We start from the raw sequence: 20,295 nt of genomic DNA on the forward strand, positions 1-20,295 counted from the left end.
GTCAAGTCCGGCCCCCTGTTATCCGATGACAGGCGAGGCCACGCCTTGACCTTCCCATGACTGGAACCCTAGATGTCGCACCGGCCCACCAAAGGATCGCCGGATGACCGTCCAACCGCTCGCATTCCAGATCGACAACATGTCCTGCGCCTCCTGCGTCGGCCGGGTGGAGCGCAGCCTGCGCGCCGTACCGGGCGTGACCGAGGCGCGCGTGAACCTCGCCTCGGAGCGGGCCGAGGTGCTGGGCGGGCAGACGGCGGAACTGGTGGCGGCACTTGACCGCGCGGGCTACCCGGTGCGCCGCGAGACGGTGCGGCTGCGCGTCGAGGGCATGTCCTGCGCCTCCTGCTCGGGTCGGGTGGAACGCGCGCTCGCCGCGGTGCCGGGGGTGATCGCGGCGCGGGTCAACCTCGCGGCCGAAACGGCCGAGCTCGAACGCTTCGTCGGATCGGCCGGAATGCCGGAACTGATCGCGGCGGTGAAGGCCACGGGCTACGCGGCACGGGACGCCGAGGATCGGGCTGCCATGGAGGCACCTCGTGATCGCAAGGCCGAGGAGGCGGCGGATCTGAGCCGCCGCAGCTGGATCGCGGCGGCGCTGACCCTGCCGGTGGTGGTGCTGGCGATGGGCGCGCATATGGTTCCGGGCTTTCACATGACGATCGAGTCTTCGATCGGCATGCAGGGAAGCTGGCTGATCCAGTTCGTCCTGACGAGTCTGGTGCTGGCGGGGCCGGGCCGGGTGTTCCTGGCGCGCGGATTGCCGGCATTGTGGCGCCGTACCCCCGACATGAACAGCCTCGTGGCGCTCGGCACGCTGGCGGCATGGGGCTATTCGAGCGTCGCTACCTTCGCGCCTGCCCTGCTGCCGGAGGCGGCGCGTGCGGTCTATTTCGAGGCCGCTGGCGTGATCGTCACCCTGATCCTCCTGGGCCGGGCGCTCGAGGCGCGGGCCAAGGGCCGCAGCGGCGCCGCGATCCGCGCGCTGGTGGATCTGCAAAGCCCGGTCGCGCGCGTCGAGCGCAATGGCGAGACGATCGAGATCGACGGGGGCGATCTGCAGCCCGGCGACGTGATGCTGGTGCGACCCGGCGACCGGATCGCCACCGATGGCGAGGTGATCTCGGGCGAGAGCCGGGTCGACGAGGCGATGCTGACCGGCGAGCCGCTCCCCGTGGCCAAGCGCGCGGGCGATGCCGTCACCGGCGGCACGGTCAACGGCACCGGCGTCCTGCGGGTGCGCGCGACCCGTGTCGGCGCCGAAACCCGCCTCGCGGGGATCATCCGCATGGTCGAGGCGGCGCAGGGGGCGAAACTGCCGATCCAGGGGCTGGTCGACCGCATCACCCTGCGCTTCGTACCGGCGGTACTGGGGCTAGCGGTGCTGACCGTCGTGCTCTGGCTGGTCTTCGGGCCCGAGCCGTCATTGACCCATGCGCTGGTCGCCGGGGTGTCGGTGCTGATCATCGCCTGTCCCTGCGCCATGGGCCTCGCGGTGCCGACCTCGATCATGGTCGGCACCGGGCGCGCGGCCACGCTCGGCGTGCTGTTCCGGCGCGGCGATGCGCTGCAGGCGCTCGACGGGGTGCGCATGGTGGCCTTCGACAAGACCGGCACCCTGACCGAAGGCCGCCCGGCGCTGACCGATCTCGATCTGCTGCCGGGACATGACGAGGCGGAAACCCTCGCCCTTGTCGGGGCGCTGGAGCGGCAGTCCGAGCACCCGCTCGGGGCGGCGATCGTGGCGGCCGCGCAGGCGCGCGGGCTGCAGATGGAAGCCGCCGAGGCCGTCGAGGCGGTGCCCGGGCGCGGCCTTAGGGGGCGTATTGGCGGACGCGCGCTTCTGGTCGGCAATGCCCGGCTGCTCTCGGAGGCGGGGATCGATATTGCGCGGCTCGAACCGCTGGCCCGGGCGCAGGCCGAGAAGGGGCGCACGCCCGTTCTGGTCGCGATCGACGGCGTGGCGGTGGCGGCGCTGGCCGTGGCCGATCCGGTTCGCGTCGAGGCGCGCGCCGCCGTCGCGGCGTTGCGCGACATGGGGCTGGAGGTGGCGATGATCACCGGCGACACCCGCGCCACCGCCATGGCCATCGCCGCCGATCTCGGCATCGATCATGTCGAGGCCGAAGTGCTGCCCGAGGGCAAGCTCGCCGCGATCGAGGGTCTGCGCGCGCGCGGCCCGGTGGCCTTCGTGGGCGACGGCATCAACGACGCCCCGGCGCTGGCCTCGGCCGATGTCGGGATCGCCATGGGATCAGGCACCGAGGTCGCGATCGAGAGCGCCGAGGTGGTGCTGTCCTCGGGCCGGATCGGCGCGGCGGTCGATGCGCTGGCCATCAGCCGCAAGGTCATGCGCAACATCCGGCAGAACCTCGGCTGGGCCTTCGGCTACAACGTCGCGCTGATCCCCGTGGCGGCAGGAGTGCTCTACCCGTGGAACGGCATGCTGCTCTCGCCCGTGCTGGCCGCGGCGGCGATGTCGGTCTCGTCGGTGCTGGTGTTGTCGAACGCGCTGCGGCTGCGGGCCATGAAACCCGTCATGGGAGAGACGTCATGAACATCGGAGAGGCCGCGCGCCGGGCTGGGCTGCCCGCCAAGACGATCCGCTACTACGAGGATATCGGGTTGGTCGCGCCGCATCGCGATGCCAATGGCTATCGTCGTTTCGGCGACAGGGAGGTGCACAAGCTCGCCTTTCTGGCCCGGGCCCGATCCCTGGGCTTCTCGATCGATGACTGCCGCATGTTGCTGTCGCTCTACGAGGATCGGGGCCGGGCCAGCGCCGAGGTGCGCGGCCTTGCCCAGCGCCATGCCAAGGAGATCGACGCCCGCATCGCGCGGCTGAAGGAAATGCGCGCGACGCTGGGCGAACTGATCGAGGCCTGCGCCGGAGACGAGAGGCCGGACTGCCCGATTCTCAAGGATCTTGCAGGGGGCTGAACGCTCAGAACTCGCGCGGGCCGCCGTCCTGCCAGGGCTTTACGAGGTTGCCGAAGCGGGTGAAGCGGCCTTCGAAGCTGAGGTCGACCGAACCGATCGGGCCGTGACGCTGCTTGCCGATGATGACTTCGGCCTTGCCGTGCAGCCGCTCCATCTCGTCCTGCCAGACCGCCATCTTGTCCATCTCGTGGTCGCCCGGCTTCTCGCGCTCCTTGTAGTATTCCTCGCGGAACACGAACATCACCACGTCGGCGTCCTGCTCGATCGAGCCGGATTCCCGCAGGTCCGAAAGCTGCGGCCGCTTGTCCTCGCGGCTTTCCACCTGACGCGACAGCTGCGACAGCGCGACCACGGGGATGTCGAGTTCCTTGGCGATGGCCTTCAAACCTTGGGAGATCTCGGAGATCTCGTTCACCCGGTTCTCGCCCTTGCCGGTGCCCTTCACCAACTGGAGATAGTCCACGAACAGCGCGTCGAGCCCGTGCGTCCGCTTGAGACGGCGGGCGCGGGCGGCGAGCTGGGAAATCGGCAGGGCCGGGGTGTCGTCGATGTAGAGCGGGCAGCTTTCGAGCTGCTTGGCGGCATCGACGAAGCGGCGGAACTCGGCCTCGGTCATGTCGCCGCGACGGATCTGCTCGGACGGTACCTCGGAGGCCTCGGAGAGGATACGCGCCGCCAGCTGTTCGGCCGACATCTCGAGGCTGTAGAAGCCGACAACGCCGCCGTTCACGGCGCCTTCGGTGCCGTCATGGGTGATGCCGCGCTTGTAGGCCTTGGCGATGTTGAAGGCGATGTTGGTCGCGAGCGAGGTCTTGCCCATCGAGGGGCGCCCGGCGAGGATCAGAAGGTCCGAGCGGTGCAGGCCGCCGAGCTTCTTGTCGAGATCGACGAGACCGGTGGAAACGCCGGCGAGGCCGCCGTCGCGCTGATAGGCGGCGTTGGCGACCTTCACCGCGTCGGTCACGGCGCGCAGGAAGGACTGGAAGCCCGATTCCGAGCTACCCTGTTCGGCCAGCTTGTAGAGCTTCTGCTCGGCCTCGACGATCTGCTCCTTGGGCTCGGAGGAGACCTCGACCTTGGCGGCACGATCGGCGATGTCGCGGCCGAGCATGATCAGCTCGCGCCGGATCGCCAGGTCGTAGATCATCTGCGCGTAGTCGCGCGCGGCAAAGCCCGAGATCGCGGCGCCGGCGAGCCGCGCGAGGTAGGCGGGGCCGCCCAGTTCCTTGAGCCCCTCGTCATCCTCGAGAAAGGTCTTGAGCGTGACCGGCGAGGCCAGCGCGTTCTTGGCGATGCGCTGGGCGGCGACGTCGAAGATACGGGCGTGGACCGGATCGTAGAAGTGATCCTTCGACACGATCATCGCGATCCGGTCGAACACGTCGTTGTTGGTGAGGATCGCGCCCAGAAGCTGCTGCTCGGCCTCGATCGAATGCGGCATCTGGTCCGGCTTCGCCTCTTCGAGCGCACCCGGACGGAATGTCGTGATCTCGTTCATCGCTGCTACCCCTTGGCCCGCGCGCCGTGCCCGCGGCGCGTATCGTCGCTGATAGGATGCGACGGGGCGGGGACGCAACTTGTATAAGGCTGTGGATAACCGGTGGAGAAGCCGCGCCCTGCCACATCTTGGCGCGGATCGCTGCTTCGGGTCAATATCTGGTTTCCGTGGGGGCAGGTAAGGTCGGCCATTGCTGGCCGACCGTCACCTCTCAGCCACGCGCCGCCGCCCAGCCCGTCGGGTTGCGGAGATAGCGTTCGACCTCGTCGAGGGTCTCGGCATCGAATGCCTCAGAAGCGCGCGCCTCGGCCAGAACGTCCCACCAGGTGCACAGATGGATGAGCCCGATGCCCTTATCCGCCAGCGCCTCGGTCACGCCCTCGAAGATGCCGTAATAGAAGATCACGGCGGTCCAGTCGCAGGACGCCCCGGTCTCGCGAATGGCCTCGACGAAGCTCAGTTTCGAGCCGCCATCAGTGGTCAGGTCCTCGACCAGGATCGCGCGCTGGCCCTCGGTCATCACGCCCTCGATTCGGGCGTTGCGGCCATAGCCCTTCGGCTTCTTGCGCACATAGGTCATCGGCAGCGCGAGGCGCTCGGCGATCATCGCGCCGAAGGGGATGCCCGCGGTCTCGCCGCCCGCGACGTTGTCGAAGGCTTCGAAGCCCGCTTCGCGCATGATCGACACGGCGAGGAAATCCATCACCGTGGCGCGGATGCGCGGAAACGAGATCAGCATGCGGCAATCGACATAGGTCGGCGCCTGCTTGCCGGAGGCGTGGGTAAAGGGCTCGGTCGCGTTGAACTTCACCGCGCCGATTTCCAGCAGCATCCGCGCGGTCAGCCGCGCGATCTCGTCCTTCGGGGGGTAGCCGGTGGGGATCATCTCGAACTCTTCGTGTAGGGAATGCGTCGGGGGAGTGTCAGTCTTCGACGCGCCAGTGCAGCGCGAAGCCGGGGTCGAACACGGTGACGGGGCCGTCGCCGGTCTCGATCCGCGCGGGGTAGGTCACGGGTTCTCCCCGCACCAGGGTGATCGTGTCCTCGTTCACCGGCAGCCGGTAGAAACGCGGCCCGTTGAGCGAAGCGAAGGCCTCAAGGTGGTTCAGCCGGCCCGCCGCCTCGAAGACCTCGGCGAGGCAGGACATGGTGTTGGGCGCGGTGAAGATCCCGGCGCAGCCGCAGGGCTGCAGCTTGGCCGGATCGCTGTGCGGCGCGCTGTCGGTGCCGAGGAAGAAGCGCGGATCGCCAGAGACCGCCGCCTGCACCAGCGCCACGCGGTGCCGCTCGCGCTTGGCGACCGGCAGGCAGTAGTAATGCGGCTTGATGCCCCCGGCGAGGATGTGGTTGCGGTTGATGATCAGGTGATGCGTGGTGATCGTCGCGGCGAGGTTGCGTGGGCTGTCGCGCACATAATCCACCGCGTCGGCGGTGGTCACATGCTCCATGACAACGCGCAGCTCCGGCGTCTTGCGGCGGATCGGCTTCAGCACCTTGTCGATGAACACCGCCTCGCGGTCGAATATGTCGATCGCGGAATCGGTCACCTCGCCATGCACGCAGAGCGGCATGCCGATATCGGCCATCGCCTCGAGCACCGGGCGGACCTTGTCGAAGTCGCGCACGCCGGAGGCGGAGTTGGTGGTGGCACCGGCCGGGTACAGCTTCACCGCCGTCGCGATGCCCGCGCGATGCGCCGCGCGCACGTCCTCGGGATCGGTATCCTCGGTGAGATAGAGGGTCATCAGCGGCGTGAAGCCCGATCCCTCGGGCAGGGCGGCGCGGATCCGCTCGCGATAGGCCTCGGCCTGCGCGGCGGTAACCACGGGCGGCACGAGGTTGGGCATGATGATGGCCCGGCCGAAATGGCGGGCGCTCTCCGGAGCCACGGCCCGAAGCATCGCGCCGTCGCGCAGGTGCAGGTGCCAGTCGTCCGGGCGGCGGATCGTGATCCGGTCTGGGCGTAGGTCTTTCATGGCCGACCTCCTACACCGGGCCGCGCGGCCTGACCATAGGTCACGACCCTCACGGTCCTCGGGTCAGCTGGCGCGCGAAACCGGGCCCGCGGCGCGTGGCGCGGCCCCGGGCAGCGCCTCGAGGCGGCGCGCATAATGCGCGGCCTCGGGCGTGGTGAGGCCGTGGCGGCACAGCCGCGCCAGCCGGGCCGGGTGGTCGGCCGATTCGAGCTGTCGCAGCAACCCGCGCAGGTAGAGCGCGTTATCGCGTCGGGCGCGCCAGAGCCGGGCAAAGGCCGCGCGATCGAGCCGGTCCTCCATCGCCAGTTCGAGCAGTGCGGGGATGAGGCCCGCCTGATCGAGGATCTGCTCCAGCCGGGCCCCAGCATGGGCTGCGCGCAGCGTCGTGACGTTCGGCCTGCGAAACAGCGCGGCGTGGACCGCGTCGGCGGCGTGGCGCGGGTCATGGACCACCGTCACCCGCTCGGCGGCGTCGATCATGTCGGGCGCGTAACCGTAGCGGCTGGTGAAATCGAGCCGGCGCGCCGCGAGGTGGCGCCGGTCCCAGCCCGCCACCTCCGGGTCCAGCGTGGCGATGGGGCGCAACGCCAGCACCCGTGCCCCCGGCGAGGCGACCGAGAAGGCGGCGGCGGCATAGCCGGTCGCGTGGTGGCCGTAGAACAGCACCCGCTCGAAATCCTCGAAGAAGCCCTCGTCGATCAGCCGGTCGACATAGTTCCAGACGCGCGGCGCCCTGAACCATCCCTCGTTGTCGCAGATCAGCACCAACAGCGACCACCCGGTCCTTTGCAGCATCTCGAAGCCGCGCGGCAGGCCGCGCGGGCTGCGGCGAATCGCGTCGCGCGTTTCGAAGCTGACCAGCAGCCGCGGCCCGGCATCGATGAAGAGCGCCGCGTGATCCGATCCGAGCCGCTCGTAATAGCCATGCTCCTCGCCGATCGCGTCGATGCCCTGCTGCCAGGCCTCAATGGGCAGGCCGCTCAGATCGATCTCCGGATCGGGCAACATTTCGTTCATCTGGCGCTCCAGCGGCTGGGGGAGGTGGGGACTGTCCCTTGGCTTTCTAAAATCCTGCGCGATTACGGCGGAAATTGGCAAGGCCGGTGCTCTTATTCCGTCCTGTGGCGCCGCGACCATCCCATGACGCCACGCTGTTATTGCATAGCGCGGCCCCTCACGGACCCATGCCGCCACCGCCCGCGTTGCACTGGCAATGCCGGTCCCGTCCGACGCGGAGCGGTCCGAGAGGAGATTCTGATGAAACGAAGCTACCGCACGACCACGGCCCTCGTGGCCAGCCTGTCGCTCATGCTGCCGAACCTCGCGCCGCTGGCCTCTGCCCAGCAGGGCGGCGAGGCGCTGTTCTGCTCCGATGGGGCGACCCCGCCCTGCGAAGGCGAAGCCGATCCACAAGGCACGCCGCTGATCGAACTGCGGGCCCGCGTGCTGCAGAAGCTCGCCGAATCCGGCCAGATCGACGCGGAGACGGCCGCGGAGGCCGGTCTCGATTTCGACCTTCTGCTGAGCGGCGACCGCGAAGCGATCCAGCAGGCGCTGCGCGCCGCCCGTTCCGCGGGCCGGGCCGCTGCCAATGCAGCGGACACGGCCACCGAGGCGGTCGAAGGCGCCGCCGATGCGGCTGCTGACGCCGTGACCGGTGCCGCCGCGCAGGGCGAGGCACAGGCCGAACAGGCGCTGGCCGAGGCCGAAGCACAGGCGGCCGAAGAAGCAGCGCGCGCCGAGGAGGCGCAGGCCGCCGAACGCGCCGCAGCCGAAGAGCAGATCCGTCAGGAGGCCGAGGCACAGGCCGAAGCAGAAGCGCAGGCTAAAGCGCAGGCAGAGGCCGAGGCTGCTGCAGAGGCACAGGCGCAAGCCGAGGCCGAACAGCAGGCCGAAGCCGACGCAGAGGCCCAGGCTGCTGCCGAAGCCGAAGAGCAGGCTGCTGCCGACAAGGCAGAGAGCAAGGCTGCCAAGAAAGCTGCAAAGAAAGCCGCCAAGCAGGCCGAGATCGAAGCTGAGGCGCAGGCTGCCATTGAGGCCGAGGCAGGCAGTGCTGAAGGCGAGCAGGCCGAAGCCGGTGCCGCCGAAGAGGCCGCGCCGAAGCTGACCCCCGAAGAGCGCGCAGCGCGCCGAGCCCAGCGTGAGGCCCGCCGTGCCGAGCGCCGCGCCAATGCCGAAGAGCAGGACGTCGACCCGACCGCGCAGGAGCCGCAGCAGGCTGTCGCAGCGGCGGCCGCCTCGAACGAGGCCGAGGTCGCCGAGGTCACCGAGACCGAGATCGACGAGGAGAACTCGCGTCAGAGCGACGAGGAGTTCGCCGCCAAGGTGAACGCGAATGCCGCGGCCGAGGCGCAGGTCGCCGAGGCCAAGGATAAGGATAAGGATAAGGACGACGGTCTTTCGGACTTCCAGAAGGCGCTGCTCCTGGGCATCGGCGCCGTGGCCGTCGGCTCGCTGCTCAACAACGGCCGTGAGGTCGTCGCCAATACCGGCGACCGGGTCGTGGTCGAGGGCGATGACGGGCTCGAGATCTACCGCGACGACGACGCGTTGTTGCGTCAGCCCGGTGCCGACCTGCGGACCGAGACGTTCAATGACGGCTCGACCCGCACCACGCTGACCCGCGAGGACGGCACCAAGGTGGTGACGATCCGCGATGCGCAGGGTCGGGTGCTGCGCCGCAGCCGGATCTTCGCCGACGGCACCGAGATCGAGCTGTTCGACGATTTGGCCCAGACTGAGCCGGTCGATGTGCGCGCGCTGCGCGAGATCGAACCCGCGCCGGTGACGCTCTCGGCGGCCGAGGCCGACCGGGCCGCGCTTCTGGAGGCGCTGCGCGCCGAGGCCGCGGTCGATACGGGGCGCAACTACAGTCTGCGGCAGGTGCGCGAGATCGAAGCGGTGCGCTCGCTGGTGCCGGCCATCGATCTCGACACGCTGACATTCGCCACCGGATCGGCGGCGCTGCGGCCCGAGCAGGCTTCGACCCTGGTCGATCTCGGTCTCGCGATCGAGGATCGGCTGGCCGAGAACCCGCGCGAGGTGTTCCTGATCGAGGGGCATACCGATGCCGTGGGCAATGACGCCTACAACCTCGCCCTGTCGGATCGCCGGGCCGAGACGGTGGCGCTCGCGCTGACCGAGAACTTCGACATCCCGCCCGAGAATCTCGTGGTGCAGGGCTATGGCGAGCGGTTCCTGAAGGTCGAGAGCGAGGGCGACGTGCAGGCGAACCGCCGCGCCTCGGTGCGTCGGATCACGCCGCTGCTGCAGCAGGTGGCGTCGGCGCAATAAGACCGAACTGAGGGGCTTCGCGCCCAAAGAGGACGGGCCGCTCCGAAAGGAGCGGCCCGTTCGCGTTCTGCCAAGCCGCTCCATATCGGCAACCGCTCCGCAATCCGGGCGCCAATTCCGTTTCGGCAGTCCCAGCCGAATCAGCTGTCAGTTGTGCATTTCACGGTCTCGTCGTAGTCGGAATGGATCCGGAAACGACAAAGGCCGCCCCGATGGGCGGCCTTTCGCATCAGCGCATGCGCGCGAAGCGGTTTATTTCTGGGTCGGCCCGATCATCATGACCATCTGGCGGCCTTCCATCTTCGGCATGTTCTCGACCTTGCCGATCTCGGACACGTCGGAGGCGACGCGCTCGAGCAGCTCGCGGCCGAGCTCCTGGTGCGCCATCTCGCGGCCCCGGAAGCGCAGCGTGACCTTGACCTTGTCGCCGCCTTCAAGGAACCGCAGCACGTTCCGCATCTTCACGTCGTAATCGTTCGTGTCGGTGTTGGGGCGGAACTTGACCTCCTTGATTTCGAAGGTCTTCTGGTTCTTGCGGGCCTCGGCCTCTTTCTTCTGCGTCTCGTATTTGAACTTGCCGAAGTCCATGATCTTGCAGACCGGGGGCGTGGCGTTGGGCGAGATCTCGACGAGGTCGAGACCGGCCTCTTCAGCGAGGGCCAGACCACGCTCGGGGGTGACGACGCCGATATTCTCGCCGTTCTGTCCGATCAGTCGGATTTCGGCCACGCGAATACGATCGTTGACGCGGGGGCCGGTGTCGCGCGTTGGCGGCGCGTTATGAGGTCTGCGGGCTATGGTGCACGTCCTTCGGTTGTTCGATTGGGTAGGGCGAAAGGTAATCGCCCCGGTAGTGCGTTTCAAGCCGCAAAACAAGGCCAATACGCCTGTTGCGCTTCCCTCCCGCGGTGGCATCTGGCATGACCCGTGCTATGTGGGCCGACAAAGGTTCAGGAATTTCAGCAAGGATGAGCGCAATGATGAAAATTGTCGGCATCATCGCCGCCGCGGTGCTCGCGGTCGTCGTGGTGACTACGATCTGGGGCGGTGACGACGCCGAGGTCACGACCAATCAGGCCACCGACGAGGAAGTCGGCCAGCTGGCGGAGCCGCCGACCGCCGACATCGCCGGCGAAGAAGCCGAAGCGCCCGCCGCCGACATCACCCCCAATGACGAGGCCGGTGAGATCACCCCGCCCGAAGGCGGTGCCGCCGATACCGAGGCGCTGACCGAAGAGGTCGAGGAAGAGACCATCCCCGCGCCCGAGGGAGAGGAGCCGGTGATCCTGATGGATGATGTGAACCTCGCCGAAGAAGTCGAGCAGGAGGCCGAGGAAACGCTCGGCACCGAGGCCGCCGGCAGCAATGAAGGTCTCGCGATCCTCGACGCGGCGCTCAAGCCCGAAACCTTCGACTACGAGGCGGTGCAGCAGGCGATCGCCGACAGCGCGCTCGAGAGCGAGCGCCGCGAGCAGCTGGCCACCGCGCTGGAGCGCGCGCGCCGCTATCCCGCGATCCGCGATTCGCTGCTCGAGGACATCCGCGCCGAGCTGGGCGTCGAGTGACGGTGGCGCGGCCCGGAGGCCCGGGCCGCCCTTCGCCAGCAAGGTAAAACGAAAACGCCGCGCGGATCGCTCCGCGCGGCGTTTTTTTCATGTCGGAGTGGTCGGGCTCAGCCGACGAAGGCCTTCTCGATCACGAACTCGGCGGGGTCGGAATTCGCGCCCTCGCGCAGCCCCGCCTTTTCCAGAAGCGCCTTGATGTCAAGGTTGAAGGCGAGGCTGCCGCAGACCATCGCGCGGTCGGTCTCGGGGTCGAGCGCCGGCACGCCCAGATCCGAGAACAGCTCGCCATTCTCGATCAGGTGGGTGATCCGGCCCATCTTGGGGCTCTCCTCGCGCGTGGTGGTCGGGTAGTAGACCAGCTTGTCGAGGTTCTCCTCGCCGATCAGCTCGCGCAGCATCTCGTCGGTCTTGACGCTCTCGACCAGCTCGCGGCCATAGGTCAGCTCGGCCACGTCGCGGCAGGTATGGGTGACGATGACCTGCTCGAACTTCTCGAAGGTCTCGGGATCGCGTAAGAGCGAGGCGAAGGGCGCGAAGCCGGTGCCGGTCGAGAACAGCCACAGCCGCTTGCCGGGGATCAGCGCGTCATGCACCAGCGTGCCCACCGGCTTGGGGCGCAGGATGACGTGGTCGCCCTCCTGGATGTGCTGCAGCTTCGAGGTCAGCGGGCCGTCGGCGACCTTGATTGAGTAGAATTCCAGCTCTTCGTCCCAGTTCGGCGAGGCGATGGAATAGGCGCGCATCAGCGGCTTGCCGTTGTCGCCCATCAGGCCGATCATCACGAATTCGCCCGAACGGAAGCGCAGGCTCGCCGGCCGGGTGATCCGGAAGGAAAACAGGCTGTCGGTATAGTGACGCACGGCGGTCACGACCTGACCGTCGGGAGATTGTGCGACGCGGGCGGCGTTGGTCTGGGTCACTGGGCTTTGCTCGGTCATGTCTTTCTCGTTCGGCTCGAATAGGGGAGGAGGCGTTACGGGTAAAGGCGGCTCAACCGCGCAGCCGTGCCTGGTAGTGATGGGCCTGCCAGTCGGCACGGGCGCGCCACTGGTCCTCGGGCTGGCGCTGCGCCAGATCGTCCGAAATCTCGACCTCGTCGAAACCCGAACGCCGGGCCATGGCGTATTGATCCGCGATCACGTGGCCCGCGGCGCGCAGCCGACCGGTAAAGCCCAAGGAGCGCAGGTCACGCGCATGGGTGAAGCCGCGCCCGTCGGAAAAGGCGGGAAACAGCACCCGGATGGCGGCGATCTCGCCCAGGCGGCCGACCAGCTCGCGCGGGTCGTCGCCGGGGGCGATCTCGACGGCGGTGTCGGCCGCGCTCACCTCGGCCAGCGGCACGAAGCTGCCGGTGAAGTCGTCTGGGGCGAAGCCCTTGTCGGTCACGATCACGGTCATCTCGTCCTCTCGGGGCCGGGCCCCTGTTCATCAGTCTTCAATTTGCGGTCTCGCCGGGTCGGTTTCAGGCCTCGGCGGGTTTGCCGCGCACCATCTTTCCGTTCACGAAATGTATGCCGCACTCTTCCTTTTCGCTGTCGCGCCAGCGTCCGGCACGGGGGTCTTCGCCGGGCGCGACCTTGCTGGTGCAGGGCGCGCAGCCGATCGAGGGGTAGCCCTGCGCCACCAGCGGATGACGGGGCAGGCGGTTCTCGGCGATATAGTCCTGCAGGTCGGTGCTGGTCCAGTGGGCCAGCGGATTGATCTTGATCCGCAGGTCGTCCTCGTTCTCGAAGAACTCGAGCGCGGCACGGGTCTTGCCCTGGTAGCGCTTGCGCCCGGTGATCCAGCTGTCGAAACCCGAGAGCGCGCGCTGCAGCGGCTCGGTCTTGCGGATCGCGCAGCACAGGTCGGGGTTCGATTTGTGCAGCAGGTTCTCGGGGTCGTGCTCGGCCAACGCCTCGGGACGTGCCTTGATGGTGCGCACGTTCTTGAGGTTCAGCCGCTCCGTCAGCTCCATCTGGTAGGCCAGCGTTTCGGCAAAGAGCATCTCGGTGTCGACGAAAAGCACCGGGGTGGTGCGGTCGATCACCGAGACGAGATGCAGCAGCACGACCGATTCCGCGCCGAACGAGCTGACTAGGGCGATCCGGCCGAGCGCGTGCTCGGCCAGCGCCTTTTCCAGCACCGCGGTCGCGCCGTGGTGGCGGTAGCGGGCGTTCAGGTCACGGACGGTCTCGTCGATGCGATGCGGTGTCTCATGCAGCATCAGCCCGCTCCCGCTTCGCCTCTTGCTCGGGGTAGAGCACGGCCTTGAATGGCTCGGCCCCGAGCCGGCGATAGGCGGCGAGGAAGGTCTCTTCCGGCCCCGAACGCAGGTCGAGATAGCCCAGCACCAGGCGCTCGATCGCGGGCACGATCTCTTCGGCCGAGAAACCGGGGCCGGCGCGCTCGCCGATGCTCGCGGTCTCGTCGCCCGAACCGCCCAGCGTCACCTGATAGTTTTCGACGCCCGCGCGATCGAGTCCGAGGATGCCGATATGGCCGACATGGTGATGGCCGCAGGCGTTGATGCAGCCCGAGATCTTGATCTTGAGCGGACCCACGTCATGCTCGAGCTTCAGCTCCTCGAAGCGTAGCGCGATCTGTTGCGCCACCGGGATCGAGCGGGCCGTGGCCAGCGCGCAGTAATCCATGCCCGGGCAGGCGATGATGTCCGAGACCAGCCCGATATTGGCCGCGGCGAGGTCATGCTCGCGCAGCTTGGCGTGAAGCGCCGGCAGGTCCGACTTGTGGACATGCGGGATGATCACGTTCTGCTCGTGGCTGATGCGCAGCTCATTGTGCCCGTAGAGATCGGCGAGGTCGGCCAGCACCCGCATCTGCTCGGCGGTGGCATCGCCCGGCGTCTGGCCCGGCTTCTTGAGCGACACCGAGACGATGGCGTAGCCCTCGGCGCGGTGCTGCGCGAGGTTGGTATCGGCCCAGCTGCGGAACAGCGGGTCGGCGGCATAGGCCGCGTCATAGGCCTCGACCGGCGCGTTGCGCCATGCGGGCGGGGCGAACTGGGCGCGGATCTCCTCGAACAGCTTCACGTCGACGCCCGAGAAGGCGGGCTTGGTGCGGGCGAACTGCTCGTTCACCGCGTCGCGGAAAGCGTCGAGACCGTTCTCGAAGACGGTGATCTTGATGCGCGCCTTGTACTTGTTGTCGCGCCGACCCATCAGGTTGTAGGCGGCGACGATCGCCTCGCAGTAGGGCAGCAGATCCTCCTGAGAGACGAACTCCTCGATCACCTTGCCGATCATCGGGGTGCGCCCGAGGCCGCCACCGACCAACACCTTGTAGCCGATCTCGCCCTTGGCGTTCTCGACGATCTGGATGCCGATGTCGTGGGCCTGAATCACCGCGCGGTCATGCGCGGCGCCGGTCACGGCGATCTTGAACTTTCGCGGCAGGAACTGGAATTCCGGGTGATCGGTCGACCACTGGCGCAGCAGTTCGGCCACGGGGCGCGGATCGGCGATCTCGTCGGCAGCCGCGCCCGCGAAATGGTCGGCGGTCACGTTGCGGATCGTGTTGCCCGAGGTCTGGATCGCGTGAAGGCCGACATCGGCCAGCGCCTGCAGCATGTCCGGCACGTCGCGCAGGGCGGGCCAGTTGTACTGGATGTTCTGGCGCGTGGTGAAATGGCCATAGCCGCGATCCCACTTCTCGGCCAAGAGCGCCAGCGTGCGCATCTGGTCGGAATTCAGCGTGCCATAGGGAATCGCCACGCGCAGCATGTATGCGTGCAGCTGCAGGTAGAGGCCGTTCATCAGGCGAAGGGGACGGAACTCCTCCTCTTTGAGCGAGCCGTCGATCCGGCGCTCCACCTGGCCGCGGAACTGGTTCACGCGCTCTTGGACGAAGGCGCGGTCGAAGTCGTTGTAGTGATACATGCTCAGAGCTCCACCTGCTTGCCGTGGGCGTAGTTCGACGGACCGCGGGTGCGGAAGGTTTCGCGAAAATGCGTGGGCTCGGGGCCCTCGGCGCCGGGCTTGGCATCGGCGAGATAGGGACCGACGACGATATCGGCCTGGCTTTGCGCCGCCAGCAGCCGCAGCTCGGCATGCGCCTCCTCGTCGATCAGCTCGGCCTCGCGCATGTCCGGAGTCCAGCGCCCGTCGGCGGTCAGCCAGACGGCGTCGCCCTCGAGAAGGCGGTTTGCGGTCACGACCTTGGGCGTGAACTTGCGGGGCATGGCGCGATCTCCGTCCTGTGTTCTGCTGTCGATATAGGACAGATGTCTTGCTTTTGGCCACCCGTCCGGGCAGATAAGGAATGCGTGTTCTTCTGGAAGCCTTCCGGGGGACATGCGTTCCAAAACCGAGGAGTGCCGCGAATGTCGTTCCAGCCTGACGAGATCGACCGGAAGATCCTGATCGAGTTGCAGCGCGACGCGGGTCGCTCGCTCGACGAGATCGCCAAATCGGTGGGCTCGTCCAAGACCCCGGTGTGGAACCGGATCCGCAAGATGCGCGAGCGCGGCATCATCGGCCCGCAGACCGTGGTGCTCGATGCCGAGGCGCTGGGCTTCGAGGCCTGCTTCTTCGTGCTGATCCGCACCTCGGCGCACGAAGCCGACTGGCAGGCCAAGTTCCTCGCCACGCTGCGCGACCGGCCCGAGGTGCAGGAGGCGCACCGGCTTGCGGGCGATATCGACTACATCCTGAAGGTGCGGGTGCGCAACGCGCGCGCCTATGACGCTTTCTACCAGGCGTTGATCGCCGAAGTGCGGGTGCAGAGCGTCACCGCGCTCCTGTCGATGGAGGAGATCAAGTCGACGGTGGCGCTGCCGCTGTGATCGGCGGGCGGTGATCCGGCGTCAGAACGCGCGCACCATCAGTCGCTCCAGCCCGTGGAAGTGGTAGAGGTCCGAGTAGCGCGGCTCTTTGGCCAGCGCCAGATCGGGGCATTGGCGCATCAGCAGGCTCAGCGCGCATTGCATCTCGAGCCGCGCCAGCGGCGCGCCCACGCAGAAATGGATGCCCGCGCCGAAGCCCAGATGCGCCGGGCCACGGCGCGTAGGATCGAAGCGGTGCGGGTCGGGATAGACCTCCGGGTCGCGGTTGGCCGCGCCCAAGAGGCAGGCGATGCGGTCGCCGCGCGAAAAGCGATGGCCGAAGATCTCCAGATCCTCGTAGACCCAGCGGGTGAACATGTGCAGCGGCGGGTCGAGCCGGACCAACTCCTCCACGCAGGGCCCGTCGATCTCGCGGTGGTCATGCATCAACAGGGTGCGCACCGCGTTGCCCAAGCTATGCACCGTCGCCTCGTGGCCCGCGTTCAGGAGCAGGATGCAGGTCGAGACCAGTTCTTCGGTGCTCAGCTTCTCGCCCTCCTGCTCGGCGGCGATCAGTTCCGAGATCAGGTCGTCGGCCGGATTGCGGCGCTTTTCGGCGATGTAGACCGCAAGGAAGTCACAGAAGGCCTGCGTCGCCATCTCGGCGGCGTCCTCCATCGAGCGAGTGCGCTTGGCCTGATACATGCCGACCATCGCGTTGGACCAGGCCAGCAGGTCGTCGGCCCGGCTTTCGGGCAGGCCCATGAGACGGGCGATGACGATCACAGGCACCTGTCGCGCATAGGCGTCGAGCAGGTCGAACGGACCCTGCGGAAAACCGTCGATCAGCCGGTGGCACAGCGCCTCGATCTCGGGCGCCAAGGCGTTGACGCGGCGCGAGGTGAAGGCGCGCAGTACCAGCCCGCGCAGCCGCGTATGGGCGGGCGGCTCCAGCTCAAGCATCGAATGCGCCTCGCAGGCATAGAAGGCGGCAAGATGCTGCGGAATCTCGGGCGCGCGCTCCAGCGGCACCTCGCGGCCCATGCGCCTGTCGCGCAGGATCGCGGAAACGGCGGCATGCGAGGTAGCGCAGGCCATGTCGTATTCGCTCCAGCGGAACAGCGGCCCCGCCGCCCGTGCCCGGTCATAGAACGGGTAGGGGTTCTGCACGAAGGCGGGCTCGGTCGGGGATTGGGACAATTCCTGCATGATCGGGAGGTTGGCCCGTGGCTCTGGCCTTGGCAAGCGCGCAGACGATATGATGCGCGTCATGGACGGGTCGCGGATCAGGCGGGCGCTGCGGGTGCTCGGATTTCTAGCACTGGTGGCGGCGCTGGCGCTGGCGGTGCAGCATTGGGGCTATCGCGCCGCGCTGTCCGAGATGTCGCGACGGGGCGCCTCGGATCTCGCGCTGGCTTCGGACAGGCTCACCAGCGAGTTGCAGCGCTACCGCCAGCTTTCGGTTCTCACCGCGCGGCATCCCTACCTCGCGCCGCGTCTCGACGGGCCGGATGGCGGGCGGGCCACGGCGCTGCTGCGCCAGACCGCCGACATGACCGGCGCGCTCGACATCGTGCTGCTGGACCGGTTCGGTCGGCAGATCGCGGCGGCCGGTTCCGTGGCACGGCGCGGCGATGCCGGCACGCCGTGGTTCGAGCGGGCGATGGACGGGGCACTTGGCGTCGCGCATCTGTCGAGCCGCCGTTACGGGCGGCGGATTTTCCTCTTCGCCGCGCCGATCTTCTCGCCCGACGGGCCGGTCGCGGGCGCCGTGGTGGTGGTCACCGATGTCGAGGCGATCGAGGCGGGCTGGCGCGGCGATCCGCCGGCGCTGTTCTTCACCGATGATGCGGGAGAGGTCTTCGTCTCGAACCGCTCCGAGCTGGTCGGGCGCAGCGATCTGGGGCTAGTCGGGCGCGTCCGCGAGGCCGGGCACGAGATCTGGCGAATGCGCGCCGGGCCTTATCTGCCCGAGCGGGGCCTGCACCTGTCGCAGCCCTTGCCGGTGATCGGCCTGACCGGCGAGGCGCTTCTCGACACCGCGCCCGCGCGCCGCATCGCGCTCTTGCAGGCCTCTGCGGCGGCGGCGCTCTGCCTCGCCTTCGGGGCGCTGCTGTTCCTTGCCACGATCCGGCGGCACACGCTGGCACGCGCCAATGCCCGGCTCGAGGAGCGGGTGGCGCGGCGCACGGTGGCGTTGCAGGCGGTCAATGCCAGCCTGCAGCGCGAGGTGGCCGAACGCGCCGCCGCCGAGGCGCGGCTCAGGCGCGCGCAGGCCGATCTGGTGCAGGCGGGCAAGCTCTCGGCGCTGGGCCAGATGTCGGCCGGGATCAGCCATGAGCTGAACCAGCCGCTGATGGCGATCCGCAGCTTTGCCGAGAATGCCGAGACCTTCCTCTCGCGTGGCAATGCGGAAGCGGCGGGCCGCAATCTCGAACGGATATCCGAGCTGGCGCGCCGCATGGGCCGGATCATCCGCAACCTGCGCGCATTCGCCCGGCAGGAAAGCGCGGCGGTGGTCGAAGTGGACCTCGTGGCGGTCGTGGAGGCGGCGCTGGAGATGGCGATGGCGCGGGCACGGCAGGCCGAGGTGACCGTGGACTGGACCCCGCCGAAGGCGTCGGTCCCAGTGCGCGGTGGCGAGGTGCGGCTGCAGCAGGTGGTGCTGAACCTCATGGGTAACGCGATCGACGCGATGGAAGGGCGCGAGGAAAAGCGGCTCGCGATCGAGATCGCGCAACTGGGCGACCGGGCCCGTCTCACGGTGCGCGACACCGGGCCCGGCATCGGCGAGCCGGACCGGATCTTCGATCCGTTCTACACCACCAAGGAGGTCGGCGCCTCCGAGGGGATGGGCCTCGGGCTCTCGATCTCCTATGGGCTCGTGCAGAGCTTCGGCGGCGCGATCCGGGGCCGCAACCACGAGGAGGGCGGGGCCGAGTTCACCGTGGAACTCGATCTCGCGAAGGCAAGCGAGGCGGCATGACGAAGCGGGTGTTGCTGGTCGATGACGACCGCGAGGTGCGCGAGGCGCTGGGCCAGACGTTGGAGCTCGCCGATCTGGAGCCGATCCTCGCGGGCTCCTACGTCGCGGCCAAGGATCATATCACGCCGGGCTTCGACGGGGTGATCGTCACCGACATCCGGATGCCGGGGCGCGACGGATTCCACCTGCTGGAGCGCGCCCGCGAGGTCGATCCCGAGCTGCCCGTGATCCTGCTGACCGGCGAAGGCGACATCCCGATGGCAGTGCGGGCTATGGAGCAGGGCGCGCATGCGTTTCTTGAAAAGCCCTGCGGCCCCAAGGAGTTCGTCGCCGCTGTGCGGCAGGCGCTGGGCCTGCGCGCGGAGGTGCTGGCGGCGCGCCGGGCGCGGGCGGCGAGTGTCGCGGGCGACGCGGCATCCCGGATGCTGGTCGGCCGCTCGGCCCAGGCCGAGGCGATGCGCGAGCGCGTGCGGGCGATCGCACGGGCCTCGGCCGAAGCACTGGTCTGCGGCCCGCCCGGCAGCGGTACTTCCAAGGTGGCCGAGGTGATCCACCTGCTCTCGGCCTCGGCCCGCGCGCCCTTCGTCAAGCGCACCGGCGCGGCGCTCGACGAGGCCGGGCTCGCGGCGGCGATAGAGGAAGCGGGCGGCGGCACGCTCTATATCGACGAGGTCACGACGCTGCCGCCGGGCACGCAATACGCGCTTCTGGGTCGGCTCGAGGGCGGCGATGCCCGCCCGCGCGTGCTGGGCGGCAGCACCCGCGATCCGGGGGCAGAGGCCGAGGCCGGGCGGCTCAACCCCGAACTGTTCTGGCGGCTCGACCTAATGCGCGTCACCATTCCGCCGCTGCGCGAGAGGCCCGACGACATCCCGGTGCTGTTCCGGCACTATGTCGCGCAAGCCTGCGAGCAGGCCAACCTCCCCATGCCCGAGATCGATCCCGACCTGCTGGCCCGGCTGATGGCGCGCGATTGGCCGGGCAACGCGCGGGCCCTCACCAGCGTGGCGATGCGGGTGGCGATGGGGCTCGATCCTGGCCTCGACGAACCCGCGTCGGAGAACGAAGGGGGCGGCCTCGCCGAGCAGCTTGCCCGGGTCGAGCGGTCGCTGTTGATCGAGGCGCTGCGCCGGCATGGCGGCCACGCCACCCGGACCGCCGAGGCGCTGAAACTGCCGCGCAAGACCTTTTACGACAAGCTCGGCCGCCACGGCCTGCGGGCCGAGGACTATCGTCGCGACTGACTGTGCGGATTGTCGCACAGTCTTTAGGCA

General features: G+C 68.4%; 18 protein-coding genes. 7 read left to right on the plus strand and 11 right to left on the minus strand.

Going from position 1 to position 20,295, the window contains the following annotated elements; genetic code table 11:
• The first annotated feature begins 103 nt into the window (after positions 1-103).
• Positions 104-2,557, plus strand: a complete 2,454-nt coding sequence (locus tag LOS8367_RS06515) for a heavy metal translocating P-type ATPase (RefSeq protein WP_085895676.1) — start codon at positions 104-106, stop codon at positions 2,555-2,557.
• Positions 2,554-2,940, plus strand: coding sequence for a Cu(I)-responsive transcriptional regulator (cueR, locus tag LOS8367_RS06520; protein ID WP_085895677.1), 387 nt, complete (start codon positions 2,554-2,556; stop codon positions 2,938-2,940). The genes LOS8367_RS06515 and cueR overlap by 4 nt, the downstream gene beginning before the upstream one ends.
• A gap of 4 nt (positions 2,941-2,944) precedes the next feature.
• Here the strand turns inward: cueR and LOS8367_RS06525 are convergent, their stop codons facing one another.
• From LOS8367_RS06525 to LOS8367_RS06540, 4 genes are all read right to left on the minus strand, one after another.
• Positions 2,945-4,438, minus strand: a complete 1,494-nt coding sequence (locus tag LOS8367_RS06525; RefSeq protein ID WP_085895678.1) for a replicative DNA helicase — start codon at positions 4,436-4,438, stop codon at positions 2,945-2,947.
• A gap of 211 nt (positions 4,439-4,649) precedes the next feature.
• Positions 4,650-5,324 (minus strand): orotate phosphoribosyltransferase, encoded by a 675-nt coding sequence (locus LOS8367_RS06530; protein WP_085895679.1) that lies wholly within the window; start codon positions 5,322-5,324, stop codon positions 4,650-4,652.
• 37 nt (positions 5,325-5,361) lie between these two features.
• The gene (gene pyrC / locus LOS8367_RS06535; protein WP_085895680.1) at positions 5,362-6,414 is read right to left on the minus strand and encodes a dihydroorotase; all 1,053 of its coding nucleotides are present in this window, start codon (positions 6,412-6,414) and stop codon (positions 5,362-5,364) included.
• Positions 6,415-6,477: 63 nt separating this feature from the next.
• A complete protein-coding gene (locus tag LOS8367_RS06540; RefSeq protein ID WP_242665518.1) occupies positions 6,478-7,431 on the minus strand; it encodes a hypothetical protein in 954 nt (317 codons plus the stop codon).
• 240 nt (positions 7,432-7,671) lie between these two features.
• Between LOS8367_RS06540 and LOS8367_RS06545 the strand changes: the two genes are divergently transcribed.
• The gene (locus tag LOS8367_RS06545; protein WP_085895681.1) at positions 7,672-9,708 is read left to right on the plus strand and encodes an OmpA family protein; all 2,037 of its coding nucleotides are present in this window, start codon (positions 7,672-7,674) and stop codon (positions 9,706-9,708) included.
• A gap of 252 nt (positions 9,709-9,960) precedes the next feature.
• On the opposite strand, the gene infC is transcribed toward LOS8367_RS06545, so the two are convergent.
• A complete protein-coding gene (gene infC / locus LOS8367_RS06550) occupies positions 9,961-10,437 on the minus strand; it encodes a translation initiation factor IF-3 (protein WP_242665519.1) in 477 nt (158 codons plus the stop codon).
• A 248-nt stretch (positions 10,438-10,685) separates the two neighbouring features.
• On the opposite strand from infC, the gene LOS8367_RS06555 reads away from it, so the two are divergent.
• Entirely contained in the window at positions 10,686-11,273 is a 588-nt protein-coding gene (locus LOS8367_RS06555; protein WP_085895683.1) for a hypothetical protein, read from the plus strand.
• A 107-nt stretch (positions 11,274-11,380) separates the two neighbouring features.
• Here the strand turns inward: LOS8367_RS06555 and LOS8367_RS06560 are convergent, their stop codons facing one another.
• The 5 genes from LOS8367_RS06560 to LOS8367_RS06580 form a co-directional block, all read right to left on the minus strand.
• A complete protein-coding gene (locus tag LOS8367_RS06560) occupies positions 11,381-12,211 on the minus strand; it encodes a ferredoxin--NADP reductase (protein ID WP_085895684.1) in 831 nt (276 codons plus the stop codon).
• A gap of 52 nt (positions 12,212-12,263) precedes the next feature.
• Positions 12,264-12,671 carry a DUF934 domain-containing protein gene (locus tag LOS8367_RS06565; protein ID WP_085895685.1) on the minus strand — a complete coding sequence of 136 codons (408 nt, stop codon included), beginning with the start codon at positions 12,669-12,671 and terminating at the stop codon, positions 12,264-12,266.
• A gap of 64 nt (positions 12,672-12,735) precedes the next feature.
• Complete coding sequence (locus tag LOS8367_RS06570) at positions 12,736-13,479, minus strand: phosphoadenylyl-sulfate reductase (protein WP_085895686.1); 744 nt, start codon at positions 13,477-13,479, stop codon at positions 12,736-12,738.
• Positions 13,469-15,151, minus strand: coding sequence for a nitrite/sulfite reductase (locus tag LOS8367_RS06575; RefSeq protein ID WP_085895687.1), 1,683 nt, complete (start codon positions 15,149-15,151; stop codon positions 13,469-13,471). The genes LOS8367_RS06570 and LOS8367_RS06575 overlap by 11 nt, the downstream gene beginning before the upstream one ends.
• A gap of 2 nt (positions 15,152-15,153) precedes the next feature.
• On the minus strand, positions 15,154-15,453 hold the full coding sequence (locus LOS8367_RS06580) for a DUF2849 domain-containing protein (protein WP_085895688.1): 300 nt from the start codon (positions 15,451-15,453) through the stop codon (positions 15,154-15,156).
• Between the two features lie 141 nt (positions 15,454-15,594).
• On the opposite strand from LOS8367_RS06580, the gene LOS8367_RS06585 reads away from it, so the two are divergent.
• The gene (locus LOS8367_RS06585) at positions 15,595-16,056 is read left to right on the plus strand and encodes an Lrp/AsnC family transcriptional regulator (RefSeq protein WP_017928309.1); all 462 of its coding nucleotides are present in this window, start codon (positions 15,595-15,597) and stop codon (positions 16,054-16,056) included.
• A gap of 21 nt (positions 16,057-16,077) precedes the next feature.
• On the opposite strand, the gene LOS8367_RS06590 is transcribed toward LOS8367_RS06585, so the two are convergent.
• Positions 16,078-17,244 carry a cytochrome P450 gene (locus LOS8367_RS06590; RefSeq protein ID WP_085895689.1) on the minus strand — a complete coding sequence of 389 codons (1,167 nt, stop codon included), beginning with the start codon at positions 17,242-17,244 and terminating at the stop codon, positions 16,078-16,080.
• A gap of 61 nt (positions 17,245-17,305) precedes the next feature.
• Here LOS8367_RS06590 and LOS8367_RS06595 point away from each other — a divergent pair, with 61 nt between their 5' ends.
• On the plus strand, positions 17,306-19,021 hold the full coding sequence (locus LOS8367_RS06595) for a sensor histidine kinase (RefSeq protein ID WP_085895901.1): 1,716 nt from the start codon (positions 17,306-17,308) through the stop codon (positions 19,019-19,021).
• Positions 19,018-20,265 (plus strand): sigma-54-dependent transcriptional regulator, encoded by a 1,248-nt coding sequence (locus tag LOS8367_RS06600; RefSeq protein WP_085895690.1) that lies wholly within the window; start codon positions 19,018-19,020, stop codon positions 20,263-20,265. The genes LOS8367_RS06595 and LOS8367_RS06600 overlap by 4 nt, the downstream gene beginning before the upstream one ends.
• Positions 20,266-20,295 lie beyond the last annotated feature (30 nt).

Origin of the sequence: Limimaricola soesokkakensis, assembly GCF_900172345.1 — a bacterium.
GTDB classification, from domain to species: Bacteria; Pseudomonadota; Alphaproteobacteria; order Rhodobacterales; family Rhodobacteraceae; genus Limimaricola; species Limimaricola soesokkakensis.

What these genes read in the sequence shown, in the direction of transcription:
- LOS8367_RS06515 (WP_085895676.1), top strand. Translation starts at nt 104, where the DNA reads ATGACCGTCCAACCGCTCGCATTCCAGATCGACAACATGTCCTGCGCC.
- cueR (WP_085895677.1), top strand. Translation starts at nt 2,554, where the DNA reads ATGAACATCGGAGAGGCCGCGCGCCGGGCTGGGCTGCCCGCCAAGACG.
- LOS8367_RS06525 (WP_085895678.1), bottom strand. Translation starts at nt 4,438, where the DNA reads ATGAACGAGATCACGACATTCCGTCCGGGTGCGCTCGAAGAGGCGAAG.
- LOS8367_RS06530 (WP_085895679.1), bottom strand. Translation starts at nt 5,324, where the DNA reads ATGATCCCCACCGGCTACCCCCCGAAGGACGAGATCGCGCGGCTGACC.
- pyrC (WP_085895680.1), bottom strand. Translation starts at nt 6,414, where the DNA reads ATGAAAGACCTACGCCCAGACCGGATCACGATCCGCCGCCCGGACGAC.
- LOS8367_RS06540 (WP_242665518.1), bottom strand. Translation starts at nt 7,431, where the DNA reads ATGAACGAAATGTTGCCCGATCCGGAGATCGATCTGAGCGGCCTGCCC.
- LOS8367_RS06545 (WP_085895681.1), top strand. Translation starts at nt 7,672, where the DNA reads ATGAAACGAAGCTACCGCACGACCACGGCCCTCGTGGCCAGCCTGTCG.
- LOS8367_RS06555 (WP_085895683.1), top strand. Translation starts at nt 10,686, where the DNA reads ATGATGAAAATTGTCGGCATCATCGCCGCCGCGGTGCTCGCGGTCGTC.
- LOS8367_RS06560 (WP_085895684.1), bottom strand. Translation starts at nt 12,211, where the DNA reads ATGACCGAGCAAAGCCCAGTGACCCAGACCAACGCCGCCCGCGTCGCA.
- LOS8367_RS06565 (WP_085895685.1), bottom strand. Translation starts at nt 12,671, where the DNA reads ATGACCGTGATCGTGACCGACAAGGGCTTCGCCCCAGACGACTTCACC.
- LOS8367_RS06570 (WP_085895686.1), bottom strand. Translation starts at nt 13,479, where the DNA reads ATGCTGCATGAGACACCGCATCGCATCGACGAGACCGTCCGTGACCTG.
- LOS8367_RS06575 (WP_085895687.1), bottom strand. Translation starts at nt 15,151, where the DNA reads ATGTATCACTACAACGACTTCGACCGCGCCTTCGTCCAAGAGCGCGTG.
- LOS8367_RS06580 (WP_085895688.1), bottom strand. Translation starts at nt 15,453, where the DNA reads ATGCCCCGCAAGTTCACGCCCAAGGTCGTGACCGCAAACCGCCTTCTC.
- LOS8367_RS06585 (WP_017928309.1), top strand. Translation starts at nt 15,595, where the DNA reads ATGTCGTTCCAGCCTGACGAGATCGACCGGAAGATCCTGATCGAGTTG.
- LOS8367_RS06590 (WP_085895689.1), bottom strand. Translation starts at nt 17,244, where the DNA reads ATGCAGGAATTGTCCCAATCCCCGACCGAGCCCGCCTTCGTGCAGAAC.
- LOS8367_RS06595 (WP_085895901.1), top strand. Translation starts at nt 17,306, where the DNA reads ATGGACGGGTCGCGGATCAGGCGGGCGCTGCGGGTGCTCGGATTTCTA.
- LOS8367_RS06600 (WP_085895690.1), top strand. Translation starts at nt 19,018, where the DNA reads ATGACGAAGCGGGTGTTGCTGGTCGATGACGACCGCGAGGTGCGCGAG.